18 protein-coding genes are annotated in these 16536 nt (G+C 71.9%); 9 read left to right on the top strand and 9 right to left on the bottom strand.

Annotation, left to right across the window (positions count from 1 at the left end; all coding sequences use genetic code 11):
* Positions 1-60 precede the first annotated feature (60 nt).
* Genes ABZU46_RS09890 through ABZU46_RS09880 form a run of 3 tightly spaced genes read left to right on the top strand, consistent with a single transcriptional unit; the run spans position 61 to position 3712 of the window.
* Positions 61-1041 (top strand): pectinesterase family protein, encoded by a 981-nt coding sequence (locus ABZU46_RS09890; protein WP_354856064.1) that lies wholly within the window; start codon positions 61-63, stop codon positions 1039-1041.
* The gene (locus tag ABZU46_RS09885; protein WP_354856063.1) at positions 1038-2453 is read left to right on the top strand and encodes a cellulose binding domain-containing protein; all 1416 of its coding nucleotides are present in this window, start codon (positions 1038-1040) and stop codon (positions 2451-2453) included. Before ABZU46_RS09890 ends, ABZU46_RS09885 begins: the two co-directional genes overlap by 4 nt.
* A gap of 35 nt (positions 2454-2488) precedes the next feature.
* Complete coding sequence (locus tag ABZU46_RS09880; RefSeq protein WP_354856062.1) at positions 2489-3712, top strand: cellulose binding domain-containing protein; 1224 nt, start codon at positions 2489-2491, stop codon at positions 3710-3712.
* 88 nt (positions 3713-3800) lie between these two features.
* Here the strand turns inward: ABZU46_RS09880 and ABZU46_RS09875 are convergent, their stop codons facing one another.
* Positions 3801-4088, bottom strand: coding sequence for a hypothetical protein (locus ABZU46_RS09875; protein WP_354856061.1), 288 nt, complete (start codon positions 4086-4088; stop codon positions 3801-3803).
* A gap of 40 nt (positions 4089-4128) precedes the next feature.
* Complete coding sequence (locus ABZU46_RS09870) at positions 4129-4602, bottom strand: hypothetical protein (protein ID WP_354856060.1); 474 nt, start codon at positions 4600-4602, stop codon at positions 4129-4131.
* Positions 4603-4727: 125 nt separating this feature from the next.
* On the opposite strand from ABZU46_RS09870, the gene ABZU46_RS09865 reads away from it, so the two are divergent.
* Positions 4728-5180: an HAD domain-containing protein gene (locus tag ABZU46_RS09865; RefSeq protein WP_354856059.1), complete on the top strand. Its 453-nt coding sequence runs from the start codon at positions 4728-4730 to the stop codon at positions 5178-5180.
* Between the two features lie 177 nt (positions 5181-5357).
* A complete protein-coding gene (locus tag ABZU46_RS09860; RefSeq protein ID WP_354856058.1) occupies positions 5358-5783 on the top strand; it encodes a hypothetical protein in 426 nt (141 codons plus the stop codon).
* Between the two features lie 31 nt (positions 5784-5814).
* Here ABZU46_RS09860 and ABZU46_RS09855 read toward each other — a convergent pair whose 3' ends face one another.
* Positions 5815-7374, bottom strand: a complete 1560-nt coding sequence (locus tag ABZU46_RS09855; RefSeq protein WP_354856057.1) for an NAD(P)/FAD-dependent oxidoreductase — start codon at positions 7372-7374, stop codon at positions 5815-5817.
* A gap of 170 nt (positions 7375-7544) precedes the next feature.
* Here ABZU46_RS09855 and ABZU46_RS09850 point away from each other — a divergent pair, with 170 nt between their 5' ends.
* The 4 genes from ABZU46_RS09850 to ABZU46_RS09835 are packed head-to-tail and all read left to right on the top strand — an operon-like array spanning position 7545 to position 10345.
* A complete protein-coding gene (locus ABZU46_RS09850; protein WP_354856056.1) occupies positions 7545-8783 on the top strand; it encodes a hypothetical protein in 1239 nt (412 codons plus the stop codon).
* Between the two features lie 33 nt (positions 8784-8816).
* Entirely contained in the window at positions 8817-9257 is a 441-nt protein-coding gene (locus ABZU46_RS09845) for a hypothetical protein (protein WP_354856055.1), read from the top strand.
* A gap of 59 nt (positions 9258-9316) precedes the next feature.
* Complete coding sequence (locus ABZU46_RS09840) at positions 9317-9889, top strand: GNAT family protein (RefSeq protein ID WP_354856054.1); 573 nt, start codon at positions 9317-9319, stop codon at positions 9887-9889.
* Between the two features lie 42 nt (positions 9890-9931).
* Positions 9932-10345: a type II toxin-antitoxin system Phd/YefM family antitoxin gene (locus tag ABZU46_RS09835; RefSeq protein WP_354856053.1), complete on the top strand. Its 414-nt coding sequence runs from the start codon at positions 9932-9934 to the stop codon at positions 10343-10345.
* 47 nt (positions 10346-10392) lie between these two features.
* Here ABZU46_RS09835 and ABZU46_RS09830 read toward each other — a convergent pair whose 3' ends face one another.
* The 6 genes from ABZU46_RS09830 to ABZU46_RS09805 form a co-directional block, all read right to left on the bottom strand.
* The gene (locus ABZU46_RS09830; protein ID WP_354856052.1) at positions 10393-11484 is read right to left on the bottom strand and encodes an ABC transporter ATP-binding protein; all 1092 of its coding nucleotides are present in this window, start codon (positions 11482-11484) and stop codon (positions 10393-10395) included.
* Positions 11481-12251 (bottom strand): ABC transporter permease, encoded by a 771-nt coding sequence (locus ABZU46_RS09825; protein ID WP_354856051.1) that lies wholly within the window; start codon positions 12249-12251, stop codon positions 11481-11483. The genes ABZU46_RS09830 and ABZU46_RS09825 overlap by 4 nt, the downstream gene beginning before the upstream one ends.
* A 109-nt stretch (positions 12252-12360) precedes the next feature.
* On the bottom strand, positions 12361-13143 hold the full coding sequence (modA, locus tag ABZU46_RS09820) for a molybdate ABC transporter substrate-binding protein (RefSeq protein WP_354856050.1): 783 nt from the start codon (positions 13141-13143) through the stop codon (positions 12361-12363).
* Positions 13140-13565: a TOBE domain-containing protein gene (locus ABZU46_RS09815; protein WP_354856049.1), complete on the bottom strand. Its 426-nt coding sequence runs from the start codon at positions 13563-13565 to the stop codon at positions 13140-13142. The genes modA and ABZU46_RS09815 overlap by 4 nt, the downstream gene beginning before the upstream one ends.
* A 131-nt stretch (positions 13566-13696) precedes the next feature.
* Positions 13697-14188, bottom strand: coding sequence for an SsrA-binding protein SmpB (gene smpB, locus ABZU46_RS09810; RefSeq protein WP_354856048.1), 492 nt, complete (start codon positions 14186-14188; stop codon positions 13697-13699).
* Between the two features lie 25 nt (positions 14189-14213).
* Entirely contained in the window at positions 14214-16469 is a 2256-nt protein-coding gene (locus tag ABZU46_RS09805) for a hypothetical protein (RefSeq protein ID WP_354856047.1), read from the bottom strand.
* Positions 16470-16536: the final 67 nt, after the last annotated feature.

The following is a 16536-nucleotide window of genomic DNA, read 5'->3' as shown; positions in this document are numbered from 1 at the left end:
GTTCTTCGCGTGCGCTCGGTGGCGGTGGTGACGGTGTGCGCTCTCGCCGCCGCAGTCTCGATGGCTTCTGCCGCGTCCGCGTCCGCGACCATCACCGTGGCCGCCGACGGCAGCGGCAACTACACGACCGTGCAGGCGGCGATCGACAGTGTCGCGGCGAACAACGGCGCTCCGGTCACCATCACCATCAAACCCGGCACCTACCGGGGCGTGGTCACCATTCCCGCCAACAAGCCCCACCTCACGTTGGCCGGCGCCGGCAGCTCCGCCGCCCAGGTGCTGATCGTCGAAGGGCACGCGGCCGGCCAGACCAAGCCCGGTGGCGGCACGTACGGCACGTCCGGCAGTGCCTCGGTCTTCGTCAACGCCAACGACACCACGATCAGCAATCTGACCATGTCGAACGACTTCAACGAGGCCGCCAACACCCTCGACGCCGAGCAGGCCGTCGCCGTCAACACCTCCGGCGACCGGGTGCAGTTCGACAACGTCCGCATCCTCGGCAACCAGGACACCCTGCTGGTCAACGCACCCAGTGTCAGCTCGGTCCGGCGTCTCTACGTCCGAAACTCCTACGTGGAGGGTGACGTCGACTTCATCTTCGGGCGGGGCACCATGGTCTTCCAGAACGGCACCGTGCACTCGCTCACCCGGGGCTCGTCGTCGAACAACGGCTACATCACCGCGGCGGCCACCGACATCAACAACAAGTTCGGCTTCCTGTTCTGGGGAACCACACTGACCAGCAACGCCCCCGCCAGAACCGTCTATCTGGGCCGGCCCTGGCACCCCAGCGGCGACGTCAACGCCCGCGGTCAGGTCCTCTACCGGGGCGTCGCGATGGGCGCACACATCCGCACCGACCCCTGGACCGACATGTCCGGCTTCTCGTGGCGGACCGCCCGGTTCGCCGAGTACAGCAGCACCGGGGCTGGCGCCGTCATCAACGCCGACCGGCCCCAGATGAGCGCCTCCACCGCCACCCAGTACACACCCACCGCCTACCTGGCGGGTAACGACGGCTGGAACCCCATCCGATGACGAAGATTCGTTCCCTGCGGACCGCGGCCCTCATCGCAGTCGCCGCCGGGGTGCTCGCCGCAGGTCTGCCGGTCCTCAGCGCCGAGGCTGCGGTCGGTGACGGCACGCCGGCCGACTCGAACATCAGCTTCGTCGGCCGGTGGAACAAGACGAACGCCTCGGCCTACGTGCCCTACTGGGCCGGCGCGTACCTGCGGGTCGGGTTCACCGGCAGAACGGTGAAGCTCCGGCAGCGCAACACCATCCAGCTGTGGGCCAGCATCGACGGTAGGGCGTTCACGTCCTTCACGGGCTCCGGCACGATCAACCTGACGCCGACCGCGCTGGCGGCCGGCAACCACACGTTGATCGTCAGTTACCGGCAGGTGGCCGGCTCCTACACGGGTGACGCGGTCTTCCAGGGGCTGATCCTGGAGTCGGGCGCGGGCACATTCGCGCCACCGGCCCGCCCCAAGCTGGTCGAGTTCGTCGGTGACTCGATCACCGCAGGGGCCGCGAGCAGTCAGCTTGCCGTGACCGACTACGGCTTCAAGGTCGGTGAGAGGCTCGGCTACGACCACACCCAGATCGCGATCGGTGGCATGTGTCTGGCCGAGACGACCGATGGATGCTGGGCGCAGGAGACACGCTACTGGATGTCGTCCGGTGGCCAGGCCGGCACCGACCCGTGGGACTTCTCCCGCTACACGGCCGACGGCGTGGTGATCAACCTGGGGACCAACGACAAGAGCCATGGCGTGAGCGCCGCGGCCTTCCAGGCGACGTACACCACCTTCCTCACGAGGATCCGGGCCAGGTTCCCGAACGCCAAGCTCTTCGCGATGCGGACGTTCATCGGTCGTTATGCGACGGAGACGGAGGCGGCGGTGCGGGCACGCAACGCCGCGGGTGACGCCAACGTATTCTACGTGGACACCACCGGCTGGCTGCCGTCCGGCGGCCTGAGCGACTCGGTGCACCCGAACGACGCGGGCCATCAGGCCATCACCGACAGGCTGGCCCCGGTCCTCAGCGCACGACTGACCACGACCCCGGACCCGACGACCCCGCCCCCCACGACTGCGCCGACCACCCCTGCGCCGACCGCTCCTGCGGGGGCCTGCGCGGTCACCTACCGCAAGACCGGTGACTGGGGTACGGGCGCCCAGTTCGACGTGACGCTCGGCAACACCTCCACCGTCCCGGTCAACGGTTGGACACTGACCTGGTCCCTGCCAGGCAGTCAGCGGATCACGCAGTCCTGGAATTCCACCGTCACGCAGTCCGGCGCTGCGGCCACGGCGGTGAACGCCTCCTGGAACGCGGTGATCCCGGCCGCCGGTTCGGTCAGCTTCGGATTCGTCACCGACAGCCCGCTCGGCGGAGCGACCGGTTTCGCCCTCAACGGCTCCCCGTGCGCCGCCGCCACGTGATGGCGAGCGTCTCCGATCAAGGCAGGAGTGACCCGATGACGGTTCGTCGATGGCGTCTCGTGGTCCTGGCAGCAACGGTCCTGACCGTCGTGGCCGGCGGGCTCGGCATCGCCACCGCCCACGCCGCCACCCCGGCGTGCGGTGTCGCCTATCGGGTCACCAGCGAGTGGACCGGCGGGTTCGGGGCCGATGTCGTCGTCACCAACCTCGGTGACGCGGTGACCAGCTGGGCCGTGGGGTGGAGTCTCGCCCCCGGGCAGGGCGTGACGCAGGCGTGGAACGCCGCCGTCACGGTCACCGGCACGGCGGTGACCGCCACCAACGTGAGCTACAACGGTGCCGTCGGCTCCGGCGCATCGGTCAACTTCGGCTTCACCGGCTCGTGGAGCGGCAGCAACCCGGTGCCGTCGTCGTTCTCGTTCAACGGCATCACCTGTGCCGGCCCACCGGCAGCGACCCCCACCGCGCAGACGCCCACGCCGGGGCCAACGCCCTGCCCCGAGCCGAGCACGCCGCAGGCGACCCCTTCCACGTCATCGGCACCCGCGCCGATCAAGGTGTGGATGGCCGGCGATTCCACGATGATGAACGCCAGTTCCTGTCCGATCGGCTGGGGCAGCCAGTTCGCGTCCTACTTCACGTCGAACGTCACCGTGCAGAACAGTGCCGTCGGCGGTCGCAGCATCCAGACGTGGCTCTACGAGGGCAATGTGACCTCCACCAAGAACTCGGCCGGCGAGTGCACGCTCAGCTCGACTGCTTACAGCGCGCGGTGGTCGGCGATGCTGGACACCGGCAGCGGCTTCAAGAACGGTGACTATCTGATCATCCAGTTCGGCATCAACGACGGTGACTCGGCCTGCCCGCGACACGTTGGCACCAATCGCTACAAGGAACTGCTCGGCGTCATGGCGACGGCTGCCAAAGCCAGAGGGGTGAAGCCAATCTTCGTCACCCCGGTCGCGGCAATCACCTGCAGCGGCGGCTCCGCCGTCGGCAATCGCGGTTTCGTCGCCGAGACGACGGCTGCGGCCGCCGCCAACGGCGTACCGGTCATCGACCTGCACGCCAAGAGCGTGGCGCTCTACAACACGCTCAGGCTGTGCCCGAACAACGGCGACTACTCGACGGGCGCGGTCGGCGCGTTCTTCTGCAACGACCACACCCACTTCGAGGCGGCCGGCGCCAGACAGATCGCCGGCCTGATCGCCACCGCCCTCCGGGCGCAGAACATCCCGCTCGCCGCCCACCTGAAGTGACAGCCACCCCTTTGGCGGTGTGACCCGGTCGCGCTCGCAGACGACAGGAGCCAGGCTGCTGGAGGCGTGCGCCGCTAGCCGCTAGCCGCTAGCTGCTCGTCGTACGTCTTGCGTCGGCGGCGATCCGGACGTCACGGAAGTCGACAACTGCCTCGCGAGCAACCGTGATCAGGACGGCGAGGTCACCTCCTGCCAGCAACAGGACATCGTCGAGCACGGAAGGCGGAACCTCCAGTTCCTCGGGGCCGTAGCAGTCGTGCCACGCCATGTCCATCAGGTGCAGGAGGTCGAGCGCGGCTTCAATCTGCCCACCGGCGAACAGCCCTTCGACGCGCGGCTTGCGTTCACCACGACGTTGCTCGCTGCCAAGTGCCACGGGTAACTCCTTCACCGGGTCTGCTGCCGACTCCACGTAATCAACTCACGGCGACTGCCGTGCCGCGATCCCGCAGCACCTCGATCGTTGGCGGAGTCCTGCGCCGCCGACCGAGCGCGACGACTCGGGCCACGCGCCCCAGCGCGGGATGAGGGACGATGCGCCGGTGCGTCACGAGCATCATGTCTTCCACAACCCGCCACCATCGACACCGGATGAGGTACGCGCCGCGCTCGACCGCGGCGACCTGTCGGCCGCGCTGGACGCCATGGTCGGCACCGCCCTGTACGGCGACGGGGACTGGAGAGAGCTGCAGGAACTGCACCTTCGGTTGCTCGAACACGACGATCGCCAGGTCAGTGCGCTCGCCGCGACGTGCCTGGGGCATCTCGCGAGGGTCCACCGTCAACTGGATGAACGCCGGGTGGTCGCCGCTCTGCGCCGAGCCCGGGCGCTGCCACACGTCACCGGTACCGCCGCCAACGCGCTGGAGGACATCGAGGTCTTCCTCCATCCGAGGCGCGCACGGATGCGCGGACGTGTGTGGAGGGCGATCCGCCCGTGGACGTGGTTCTGAACCGAACGCGGACGTGCCACCGACCCGTGGTGGAGCCCCTTCGGCCCTCAGCTCCGCTGGTAGTGGACAGTGCGGCCTGGCAGCCGAATGAGGGTGCCGGTAACCCGCTGCTCGATCGACTTGATCCGGATGACGGTCGTCGGCTGCTGGCCCTGACGTGCCAATTGGTCTGGGCTACGACGTGGATGGTCGAGGCGAACGAGGTGGTCTCGCCACGGCTTGGGCTTCCGGCCCTGCCGGTCATCGACTGGCCGGACGACGACGAGGATCCTGCGCCCCGTCTGCACTGGAAGACGGTGTTCCTGACACAGTGGGCGGCCGGCCGCCCGTTCGTCTGGATAGACGACGAGACGACCGATGCCGACCGGCGATGGGTCGAGGCTCATCATCCGGCGCCGGCGCTTCTGCACCGCGTTGACCCGTACAGGGGCCTGACCGACGCGGACCTCTCAGTCATTCGCCGATGGCTCACGCAACTCGGCGTAGGGCCTGACGGAGCCCACTTCAACCGCTGACAGGCGCATCGACTCCGGTGCCCTGAGCCTGTCGTCGTGACGACTGCAACGCTGGGAAGATCGGTGGCAGGCCCATGACGAGTCGCCGTCCACATCGGCTTCGTTCGGCGACAGCCCGGCTGTTACCGTCCAGGTCCGAAATGACGATCATGGTGAATGCTGGGGGAGTTGACGCGAATGCGTAGGAAGCCGAGTACGCGGCTGGCCGGTGCTCTGATCATGGTGCCGGCGACCGTGGCCCTCGTCCTGGTCGGCACCGCCTCGGCGGCGTCGGCGGCGACGGGCACGCCGAGCGGTGCGCCGCCGGCGGCCAACGGTGTCGACGTGTGGTGCGTGTCGACCACCGGCGCCAAGGCGTGCTTCGCCGCGTACGGGGATCGGGTCTGGGTGAAGGACACCAAGGCGAACGGCGCGTCCGCCGCCGGCACGATCCAGGGACCGGACTGGAGCCGGCAGTGCTTCAACAGCAGCGGCGCGGACGCCGGCTGGGTCATGTGCAACTTCGACGTGCCGGAGTACGACGAGGGTCTGCTGTGGGCGGTCAACAACCCGTTCATCGGCAACGAGAGCAGCACGGAGATCTACACCAGCGGCCCGATCTGACGCCGGCGTTGCCGTAACGAGCCCCGGTCCGTCAGACCAGCGGCGCCTGCGCGGGTCTGCCGCCGTCGCCGGCCGCGCGGGTGCCCTCGGAAGCGGTGATCGGGGCGGTGATGATCCGGCTGGGCAGCACCGGCGCGTCGCGGCCCGTGCCCCGCCGACCGCCGCCGCCGGTCGACTGCTCGTGGTAGTCCTGCTCCACGTTGACCGACCAGACGTCGTGCGTGGCGCCGGTGGCGATGTTCTCGACGGTCAGCATCGCGGTGAGCATCGAGTGGTCCTGGTTGTTGTAGCGGTGCATGCCGTTGCGCCCCACCGGGTGCACGTTCGGCACGGCCTCGGCCAGCCAGGCCCGGATCACGTCCACGTTGTGCTGGTAGCGCTCGTCGTACACCGGGTATGCCTTGGGCATCCGCACCACGTGACCGGCCTCCACGACACCGGGGCGGACCAACCCCAACCGCTCCAGCTCCGCGGTGGCCAGGGCCACGAGGTCGGCATCCGGGGTACGCCACATCTCGTCGTCCTCGAAGACGAAGTACTCCAGGCCCAGGCAGGTGCGCCCGTCCTTCACGAGGTAGGGCGACCAGGAGCCGAAGTTCTGGATCCGGCCCACCCGTACCGCCGGGTCGTGCACGTAGATCCAGTTGTCGGGGAACGAGAACTCGGCCGGCACCACGAGGGCGACCGTCAGGAAGTCGCGGTAGCGCAGGTCGGCGGCGCAGGCCAACACCTCCGGGGGCGCCGGCGGGCGTAGCGCGGCGACCAGCTCCGAGATCGGCATCGACGAGATCACGTCGTCGGCCGGCTCGGTGCGCTGCCCGCCGGCGCCGTTGAGCGTCACAGTTATCGCCCGCCGTCGTTTCGGGTCGCGGTGCACGGCGGTCACCCAGGTGCCGGTCGACACCTCCCCGCCGCGCTGGCGTACCTCCTCGGCGCAGCGCTCCCACATCATCCCCGGCCCGTACTTCGGGTACTGGAACTCCTCGATCAGGCTGGTCACGTCGGTGCGGCGGCGCCGGGGCAGCACCGCGTTGCGGATCGCCGTGGCCAGCGACAGGTTCTTGATCCGCTGCGCGGCCCAGTCGGCCTGCAAACGGTCCGCCGGCATGCCCCAGACCTTCTCGGTGTACGTCTTGAAGAAGATCGAGTACAGCCGCCAGCCGAACCGGGCCGACACCCAGCCCTCGAAGTGCGACTGGTCCTTCGGCGGGCGCAGGCGGGCCCGGGCGTACGAGCCCAGGCAGCGCACCGCCTCCGGCAGCCCCAGGTTGCGCAGCGCGTTCGTCGCGCTCAGCGGGTAGTTGAACAGGGCGCCCCGGTAGAAGATCCGGCTCATCCGGGGCCGGGTCAGGAAGTCCTCGTCGGGGAGGATCTCGTGCCAGAACGCCTCCACCCGGGGCACCTTGGTGAAGAACCGGTGTCCGCCGATGTCGAAGCGCCACCCGTCGCGCTCCACGGTCCGGCTGATCCCGCCGACCACCTCGTCGGCCTCGAAGACCCGGACCGGCCGCCCGTGCCGGAGCAACTCGTATGCCGCTGTGAGCCCCGCCGGTCCCGCGCCGATGACCACCGTGCCGTGCTGCTCGCTCATGCCGCTCGTACTCCCTGCCGATGGTTGAGGCGCGGCGCGTACCCGTTATGCCTGGGATGTCACCTGCTGGTCGTGGTCGTTTCGCTCCGGCGGGGCGCATCGGGGCGTACAACGAAAGGGGCGGCACCCCCACGCGGCGGGTGGGTCGGCGGACCGGGGGAGCGGGGCGGATGCACCGGTGGCGAAGCGGCCGGCGGCACGCGACGGCGTGGGCGGTCCGGCTGGCCGGGGCGGCCGGAGCGGGCGCGCGGCTGGCCCGCCGCGTGCCGGCGCCCTGGCCGTACCTCATCGGGCTCTTTATCGGCGCGAAGCTGCTGCTGACCCTGCTCGGCCTGCTGGTCCTGCACGCCTGGGACGGCATTCCGGGCGCGCCGCCGCCGGACGAGGCGATGATGTGGGCGCAGCAGCGGGAGGTCTCCGGCCACCGGTGGATCTCCTTCTGGTTCGCCTGGGACGCGCTGCTCTACCTGCGGCTGAGCGAGCTGCCGCTGACCGGGCGGCCGTGGGGGGACTTCGGCTTCCCGCTGCTCTACCCCTTCCTCGCCCGGCCGGTCGGCGCGCTGCTCGGCGGCGACAACGCGCTGGCCCTGCTGCTGATCAGCAACGTCGCGTTCCTCGGGGCCCTCGCGTACGGCTACCGGCTGGCCGAGCTGCTGCTCGGCGACGCGGACGCGGCCCGTCGGTTCACCCGCTACCTGGTGCTGCTGCCGACGGCCTTCCTGTTCCAGGCCGCGCTGACCGAGTCGCTGTTCGTGTGCCTCGCGCTCGCCGCGTTCTACTACGCCGAGCGACGTCGGTGGCTGCTGGTCGGCGTGCTCGGCTACTTCCTGGCGATGAGCCGGTCGGTCGGGCTGCTCGTCGCGTTGCCGCTGGCGCTGGTGCTGCTGCGCCAGCACGACTGGCGGCTCGGCCCACGCGCCCTGCTCGGGTACCTGCGGATCGGCTGGCCGTTGCTGCTGCTGCCCGCCGGATGGTTCACCTTCATGGCGTTCTGCCGGTGGCGCGGCGGGGACTGGTTCGCCTACCAGCACGCCCAACAGGTCGGCTGGGGGATCAGGGTGCAGAACCCGGTGCCGGTGGTGTGGGACGCTCTGGCCGGAGAGCCGCGCGACGCCGGACGGGTCCTCTTCGCCATGGCCGTGCTGGCCGTGCTGGTCGCCGGGTTCCGTCGCCGGGAGCTGCCGTATCTGGTCTACGGCGTGCTCATGGTGCTGGTGCCGCTGTCGATGGGCCCGCCGGTCTACAAGAGCCTGCTGCGCTACCTGCTGGCCGCGTTCCCGGTGGCCCTGGTGCTGGCCCGCTGGGCCCGTCGCGCCGGTGTCGACGTGTGGCTGACGGCGGCCCTCGCCGTGGTGCAGGGTGCGCTGTTCGTGCTCTGGCTCACCTACTGGACCCATATGATCATCTGATTGGGTGGCCGCCGGTCGGGGCAGGATGAGGCGATGACCGAGCCACGGGTGCGCCTCGACGATCTCGGCGCCTGGCTGATCAAGGGCAACGCGGACGCCGTCGACCTCACCGCCCGGTTCGCCCGCGAGCCGCTGGTGACGAACTGGTGCGTACGCCCTGGCTACCGGGCCCGGTTGATGCGCGCCGGGCAGCCGGTGGTGTTCTGGGCCAGCGGCAGCCGCGCTCGCCTGCCGTACGGGGTGTGGGGCATCGGACGGGTCACCGGGGTGGCCGAGCCCGCGCCACCGGGGCGACCCTGGTCGGTGCCCCTGGAGCTGCCCATCCTCCCCGAGCGGGACCGGGTGCCCCGGCAGGCGTTGCGCGCCGACGACCGGCTCGCCGCCCTGGAGGTGTTCCGCCAGCCGCAGGCGGCCAACCCCTCGTACCTGACCGTGGCCCAGTTCGCCGCCCTGCGGACGCACCTGCCGGTCTGAGGATTCAGCCGGCTTGTGCAAAGCTGCTACCCGTCGTCGCCAACTTCGGGGGAGGTCCGGTGTTCGCCCTGCCGCTGACCGACGAGGTCGAGCTGCGCCCGCTGGAACCCTGGCGGGCCGAGGAGTTCCTCGCCAACCTCGACCGGTCGCGCGAGCACATCCGGCCCTGGGTGTCGCCGTCCTTCGTCGCCACCGACCTGCCGTCGGCCCGCGCGGTGTTGCAGCGCTACGCCGACCGCTGGGCCAGCGACAGCGGCGGCATCTGGGGGCTGTGGTGGCGCGGCACCCTGGTCGGTGGGGTCATGTTCGTGTCGTTCGACGTCACGCTCGGCGTCTGCGAGGTCGGCTGCTGGCTGGAACCGGCGGCGCAGGGCCGGGGCATGATGGCCCCCGCGATCCGCCGGATCATCGACTGGGCGGTCCGCGAGCGCGGCATCCAGCGGGTCGAGTGGCGCACCGACGCGGCCAACACCCGCAGCATCGCCCTGGCCCGCCGGCTCGGCCTGCGCCACGACGGCACCCTGCGCCAGCTCTACCCGAGCCCGCGCGGGCGCATCGACCTGGAGGTCTGGTCGGTGCTGGCCGACGAGTGGCTGGCCCGGCCCACACCGTCACCGCCCACCGTCCACTGACGACGGCGGATTCCTGTCGTACCCGGGCGGCACCATGCATTCATGGCCGTCCCCGCGCTCACCCCGCATTCCGACCCGCCGCGTTCCGTGCCGCTGCGTGAGGCGCGCACCCGGTTCAGTCAGCTCGTCGCGCTGGCCGAGCTGACCGACGCCGTCACCGTCGTCACCCGCGACGGCGATCCCCGCCCGGTCGCCGCGATCGTTCCCGCCGCCGCCGCCCGCAGTGGCGCGCAGGCCCGCGCCGACGCCGACCGGCTCGCCGCGGTCACCGCCGGTTGGGCCCGCCGCCTCGACGAGCAGCACCGTCGCAGCAGCCAGCGGCACGCCGCCGAGCTGGGGGCGGTCCGCGCGGCGCTGGCCGAGGTGTGGGCCGAGCTGGACCGCCGCGTCGTCCCGGGCAGCGACCCAGGACTGTCCCGGCTGCGCGCCGCGCACGCCGACCTGCTCGCCGACTGACCGCCGCTCGTCGAGGGGCCGTCACCGGCCCCGGCGTCGCGCAGGCGTCAGGTCGTGGCCGGGTAGGCGTTGGTCTCGGTCGCCTTGACCGCGACCCAGACCCGCTGGCCGGGGATCAGCCGCAGGTACGCCGCGGCGGCCGGCGTGACGTCGGCGGCCACGCCGATCGGCCCGTCCACCTGCACGCGGACGTTGTCGCCGTGGCGCTGCACTCCGGTCACGGTGCCCGCCCAGGTGTTGCGGGGGCTGCCGTCCGGCCGGGCCGGGTGCAGGGCCACCGCCGCCGGGCGGAACGCGACGAACGCGTCCCCGTCGAGCCGGTCGGCCACGCTGAGGGTCAGCTCCGGCGCGACACGTACCGCGTGGCCCTCCGCCCGGCCCCGATAGAGGTTCAACCCGACCAGGTGGGCCACGTAGTCGGTGCGCGGGCGGGCGGTGACGCTCGGGCCGTCGCCCTCCTGCACCACGCGCCCACCCTCGACGATGATCAGGCGGTCGGCCAGCGCCAACGCGTCCAGCGGATCGTGGGTGACCAGCACCGTGGCGCCCGGGTGCGCGGCCAGGTGGCGGTGCAGCTCCGCGCGGGTGTCCAGGCGGGTGCGGGCGTCCAGGGCGGCGAGCGGCTCGTCGAGCAGCAGCAGCGACGGCCCGACGGCCAGCGCGCGGGCCAGCGCCACCCGCTGCGCCTGCCCGCCGGAGAGCTGCCGGGGCCGGCGGTGCGCCTGGCCGGCCAGGCCCACCCGGTCGAGCCAGTCCCGGGCGGTGGCCCGCGCCGCCCGCCGGTCGACGCCGTGCCGGCGCGGCCCGAAGGCCACGTTGTCCAGCGCGTTGAGGTGCGGAAAGAGCAGGTAGTCCTGGAAGACCACGCCGATCGGCCGGCGTTCGGTGGGCACCCAGCCCCGGCTCGCCGGCCGATCCAGGTCGACGCCGCCGAGGGTGACGTGCCCGGCCGTGAGCGGGTGCAGCCCGGCCAGCGCGCGCAACGCGGTGGTCTTGCCGGCGCCGTTCGGCCCGAGCAGCGCGACGACCTCGCCCGACGCGACCCGCAGCGGTACGTCCAACCGGAAGGCGCCCCGGTCGACGACGAGCCGGGCGTCGAGCAGCGGGTTTCCGGCCTCGTCGTGCAGCGGCGCGGTCACGGGCTGGCCAGCCAGCGGTCCCGCAGCGCGGCCAGGATGCCCACCGAGACGATCAGCAGCACCAGGCTGAGCACGATCGCGGACTCCAGGTCGGTCTCCAACGCCAGGTAGACGGCCAGCGGCATCGTCTGCGTACGCCCGGGATAGTTGCCGGCGAAGGTGATGGTGGCGCCGAACTCGCCGAGCGCCCGCGCCCAGCACAGCACCGCGCCGGCGGCCAGACCCGGTGCCACCAGGGGCAGCGTGACGTGGGTGAAAGTGGTCCACCGCCCGGCGCCGAGCGTCGCGGCGGCCTCCTCGTAGCGGTGGTCGGCGGCGCGCAGCGCACCCTCCACGGCGATGACGAGGAACGGCATGGCGACGAACGCCTCGGCCAGCACCACGCCCGCGGTCGTGAACGGCAGCGTGACGCCGAACGTGGCGTCGAGCCAGCCGCCGAGCAGCCCCCGCCGGCCGAAGACCAGCAGCAGCGCCACGCCGCCGACGACCGGTGGCAGCACCAGCGGCACGGTGACCAGGGCGCGGACCAGCCGGCGGCCGGGAAACTCGACCCGGGCCAGCAGCCAGGCCAGCGGCACCCCGAGCAGCAGGCAGAACAGGGTGGCCAGGGTCGCCGTCTGCACCGACAGCCGCAGTGCCGTCAGCGCCCCCGGCGCGGTGAGCCGTTGCGGCAGCGTCGTCCACGGCGCCCGGACCACCAGCCCGGCCAGCGGCAGGACGAGGAAGAGCAGCCCCAGCCCCGCCGGGATCAGCAGCGCCGCCGGCACCCGCCCCCGTCGGCGCGGCGCGGCGTCGGGAAGCCGCCTCGCGCTGCCGGGAAGGGTCTGTCGCCCGGCGCTGGAAAGGGTCCGCCTCACGGTGCGGGGAAGGCCCGTCTCATGGCGCCTGGAAGCCGGCCGCGGCGAGGACCGTCTGTGCCGGCGTCGAGCGGACGTACGCGACGAAGGCCCGCGCGCCGGCCGGATTCGGCGCGTCCTTCAGCGCGACGATCGGATAGTCGTTGATCGCCCGCGCCGACTCGGGAAACTCGACACCGGTCACGTCGCTGCTCGCGGCGCGGGCGTCCGTACGGTAGACGAGGGCCGCGTCGACCTCGCCGAGCTTGACCTTCGCCAGCGCTCCCTTGACGTCCTGTTCCAGGGTGACGGGGGTCAGCGCGACACCCGCCGCGGTCAGGGCGGTACGCGCCGCCGCGCCGCAGGGCACCTGCTCGGCGCAGAGCGCCACCTTCACTCCTGGGCGGGTCAGGTCGGCGAGACCGGTCACGCCCTTGGGGTTGCCGCTGGGCACCGCGATCACCAGTTGGTTGCGGGCGAAGACGAGCGGCGTGCCCTCGGCGTCGCCGGCCTCGGTCACGGTCGCCATGTTCTTCGGCGCGGCCGACGCGAAGACGTCCGCCGGAGCGCCCTGGGTGATCTGGTTGGCCAGGGCGGAGCTGCCGGCCAGGTTGAGGGTGACGGTGACGCCCGGGTTGGCGGCCTCGAAGTCCCTGGCGATGCGGGTGAACGACTCGGTCAGCGAGGCGGCGGCGAACACGGTCACCGTGCCCGATGCCCGACCGTCCCGGGCGTCGCCCGGGACGCCGGCGCGGTCGCAGCCGGCCGTCGCCAGCACGGTCACCGCCAGCGCCACCGCGACGAAGCTGGTCCGCCGACTCATCCGACCGCCCTTGCTCCGGCCGGGGTGGTGGGCGCGGCGCGCTCCACCACCACGGTGGTCGACTTGATGACGGCGACGGCGACCGAACCGACCCTCAGGTCGAGGTCGTCGACGGCCTCCCGGCTCATCAGCGACACGACCCGGAAGGGGCCGGCCTGGATGTCGACCTGGGCCATCACCGTGTCCTTGCGGACGTCGACGACGATGCCGCGCAACCGGTTGCGGGCCGAGGAGAATTCGGCGCCCGCGTCCGGGTCGGCGGCCTGCGCGCGGGCGAACGCCGCGAGGTCGACGCCGTCAATGATCCGGTGGTCGTGCTCGTCACGCCCGGCGGGCAGCCGCCCGGCGTCCACCCAGCGGCGGATCGTGTCGGCGCTGACGCCGAGCAGTTCGGCCGCCGCGCCGATCCGGAACGTCGTCACCGCCTCACCCTAGCGGGCCGCATCCGCGAGGGTATAGACCCCATGCCACCCGCATTCGCATGGGCCTTCCGCTCGATACGCCAGCATCTGCTATCCGCCAGGCCGGCGACGTGGCGGTATTGCGCAGCCGGTCAGTGGCGGCGGGGGTGGCCCTTGAGGTGTCGGCCCAGCTCCCGGGCGATCTCGCGGTTGGCGTCGCGTTCGGCGAGGGTCTGCCGCTTGTCGTACGCGCGCTTGCCCTTGGCCAGGGCCAGCTCGACCTTGGCCCAGCCGTTGTCGAAGTACATCGACAACGGCACCAGCGTCACCCCGCCCTCGCGAACCTTCTCCAGGATCCGGCCGATCTCGGAGCGGTGCAGCAGCAGCTTGCGGTTGCGGCGCGGCGCGTGGTTGGTCCACGTGCCGTAGCTGTACTCGGCGATGTGCAGCCCGTACAGCACGATCTCGCCGTCGCGTTCGTGCGCGAACGCGTCCACCAGCGACGCCCGTCCCTCGCGCAGCGACTTCACCTCGGTGCCGACCAGCACGATGCCCGCCTCGTACGTGCGCAGCACGGTGTACTCGTGCCGGGCCTTCTTGTTCGAGGCGATCAGTCGGCGCTCGGGCTGCTTGGACGGGCTCACCCGGCGACGATATCCGGCCGTCCCCTCAGTCGGTCGTCCGGAGCTGGGCGCGCAGCCGCGCGGCCAGCTCTCGCACCGCCTGCGTGAACTCGTCCTGCGACTCGCACGGCGAGTGGCCCAGGATCGGCGGCGGCACGCTGTCGCTGGGCGGGGGCACCACGCCCTGCGGGTCCTTCAACCGGCGGTCCACCGCCGCCTCCGGCCCGGCCAGCGTCGCGCTGTCCCCGGGCCGGTGCGGAGAGAACATCCACCCACCGATGGGGTCGGTGTCGCGCCACAGGTTCACCCAGCGCCAGCCGACGCGCTCGCCGATCTCCCGCAGCGTCGACTCGTCGACGTAGGCGGGGAACAGTCGCGAGTACAACCGGTTCAGCGGCGACAGGTAGGTGAGCAGGGCGACCCGGTCGGTGACCCGCGGCGGCAGTTGCAGCAGCGTGGCCGCGAGCAGCACCGAGCCGTGGCTGTGCCCCGCCAGCAGCACCCCCTCGCCCTGGTCCACGAGGTAGGTGATCCGCTTCGTCAGCTCCGGCACCGCCCGTTCGGCGTAGCAGGGCGGCGCGAAGGGGTGCGCCGCCCGGGGCCAGAAGGTGCCCAGATCCCACAGGACGCCCACGTACCTACGGAACCCGGCTGTCCGGTACGCGAAGATGCCGCCGATCACGAGCCCCACCAGGATCGCGCCGATCGCGTAGCTGCCCGCCCCGATGAGGAAGTTGACGAGGCTGTCGGGCACGCCGACGTACTGCTCGAACACGTCCCCGGGATAGAGCTGGAGCAGACCGAGCAGGCTGGTGGCCAGTCCGAGCGCGGCGGACCCGGCGTAGACCACGGCGAGGGGTTCCAGCCGTTCGGTGAACCGGGCCCGCGCCACCGCCTGCTCGACCCGGCGCAGCCGCGCCGCCGCCTCCGGCGGGGCGTGCGGGAAGTCGGCGGCCACGATCGCCCGCGCCGCCCGCCACCGGCTGGGACGGGTCGCCACGGTGACCACCACGCCCACCAGCAGCGCGGCCAGCACTGCGAGGAAAAACCCGAAGATCGCCCACTTGTACGCCAGCGGCGGGCCGAACGCGAACCGTTCCCGGTACCCGCTGTTGCGGTCCAACACGTCGGCCACCCGGTAGACCAACTCGGCGGAGAACGCCACCGCGAGCCCGGCGCCGACCGTGACGAAGACCGGAGCGCCCAGCGCGCGCAGCCGGGGGAGCCGCTGTCCGCCGGCGCGTCGCCCGCTGCCGCGCGCCCAGATCACCACCGCTGCGAGGATCACCAGCAGGACGGTCTGGCTGACGAACAACCAGGCCACCGTGGCGCTGTACCCGGGCAGCATCCTGCTCTGCGGCCACGACGCGCGGCTGGTCAGGGTGTACGCGATCACCAGGATCGTCAGGCCGCAGGCGATCGTGCGCAGCCCTCGCGTGACCGCCTCCAGCCGGGGCACCGGGCTGGGCCGGTCCATGCCCCGTACCCTCGTCAGCAGGACCACGCAGGCGAGCAGCACGGCCCCGGTCGCCACCGCCAGCGTCGCCCGCACCGTCGACTCGTTCTGGCTGTCCCAGGCGGCCAGCAGGCTGACGTCCAGCGTGGCGAACGCGGCCGCGACGTGCACCGAGCGCAGCCGTCCCACCACCGGGGTCCCGTCCCACTGGCCGACCGCGCTCAACTGCTGGACGGAGGTCTCCTCGGTCGCGCCGGTGCGAAAGGCGTCGTACGAGTGGCTCGGCCGCGCGCCGAGCCACCACACGATCCCGATGGCGGCGACCGGCGCCAGGGCCAACACACCCAGCCGTACTCCGGGCGGACGCTCGCCGAGCCAGGACAGCCAGCTCCGGCCGGCCGTGCAGGTCGGGGAGCCCATGCAGCGCCAGGCGACGAGGTCCAGCGCCATCCCGACGATGGAGAGCACGTAGAGCATCGTGAGGGTGAGCGCGAGCACCCGGCACAGCGCGACGATGACGTGTTTCCCCGAGAGGCTCGCCGGGCGCATCCAGAGCGCCACGTTGCAGAGCATGAACGGCAACAGGAACACCAGCGACAGCGTCCGTACGGCCGTGCCGGACGGCAGGTCGCTCCAGCGGTACGCCTCCAGCGTCACCCCGTCCGTGCCGGTCGAGTCCGGGTAGCCCGGGCGGGGGCGGAAGAACCCGCCGCTGCGGTCTCCGGCGACCTGGTGCACGTGCGGCCGGTTGAGGACCTGGTCGGCGCCCGCCCCGGAGACGCCGTGCACCCGCAGCTCCACTACTCGACCCGACGTCGTCGGGTCGGTCGGCGACGCGTCCGTCATGGGCCCCCCGAGGTGTGAGTCAGACCGCGGGTCGGCGCTCCCCACCCACCCGCGGCGGTCCCGCGTA

This window comes from Micromonospora sp. NPDC005197 (assembly GCF_040608295.1).
GTDB lineage: Bacteria > Actinomycetota > Actinomycetes > Mycobacteriales > Micromonosporaceae > Micromonospora.
The sequence above is the reverse complement of the archived record's forward strand: the minus strand, read 5'-3'. Positions and strand labels throughout refer to the sequence as shown.

Excerpts from the sequence above, each read along its gene's own strand:
- ABZU46_RS09890 (WP_354856064.1), top strand. The coding sequence starts at position 61 with ATGGCTTCTGCCGCGTCCGCGTCCGCGACCATCACCGTGGCCGCCGAC.
- ABZU46_RS09885 (WP_354856063.1), top strand. The coding sequence starts at position 1,038 with ATGACGAAGATTCGTTCCCTGCGGACCGCGGCCCTCATCGCAGTCGCC.
- ABZU46_RS09880 (WP_354856062.1), top strand. The coding sequence starts at position 2,489 with ATGACGGTTCGTCGATGGCGTCTCGTGGTCCTGGCAGCAACGGTCCTG.
- ABZU46_RS09870 (WP_354856060.1), bottom strand. The coding sequence starts at position 4,602 with ATGGAGGAAGACCTCGATGTCCTCCAGCGCGTTGGCGGCGGTACCGGT.
- ABZU46_RS09860 (WP_354856058.1), top strand. The coding sequence starts at position 5,358 with ATGCGTAGGAAGCCGAGTACGCGGCTGGCCGGTGCTCTGATCATGGTG.
- ABZU46_RS09855 (WP_354856057.1), bottom strand. The coding sequence starts at position 7,374 with ATGAGCGAGCAGCACGGCACGGTGGTCATCGGCGCGGGACCGGCGGGG.
- ABZU46_RS09850 (WP_354856056.1), top strand. The coding sequence starts at position 7,545 with ATGCACCGGTGGCGAAGCGGCCGGCGGCACGCGACGGCGTGGGCGGTC.
- ABZU46_RS09845 (WP_354856055.1), top strand. The coding sequence starts at position 8,817 with ATGACCGAGCCACGGGTGCGCCTCGACGATCTCGGCGCCTGGCTGATC.
- ABZU46_RS09835 (WP_354856053.1), top strand. The coding sequence starts at position 9,932 with ATGGCCGTCCCCGCGCTCACCCCGCATTCCGACCCGCCGCGTTCCGTG.
- modA (WP_354856050.1), bottom strand. The coding sequence starts at position 13,143 with ATGAGTCGGCGGACCAGCTTCGTCGCGGTGGCGCTGGCGGTGACCGTG.
- ABZU46_RS09805 (WP_354856047.1), bottom strand. The coding sequence starts at position 16,469 with ATGACGGACGCGTCGCCGACCGACCCGACGACGTCGGGTCGAGTAGTG.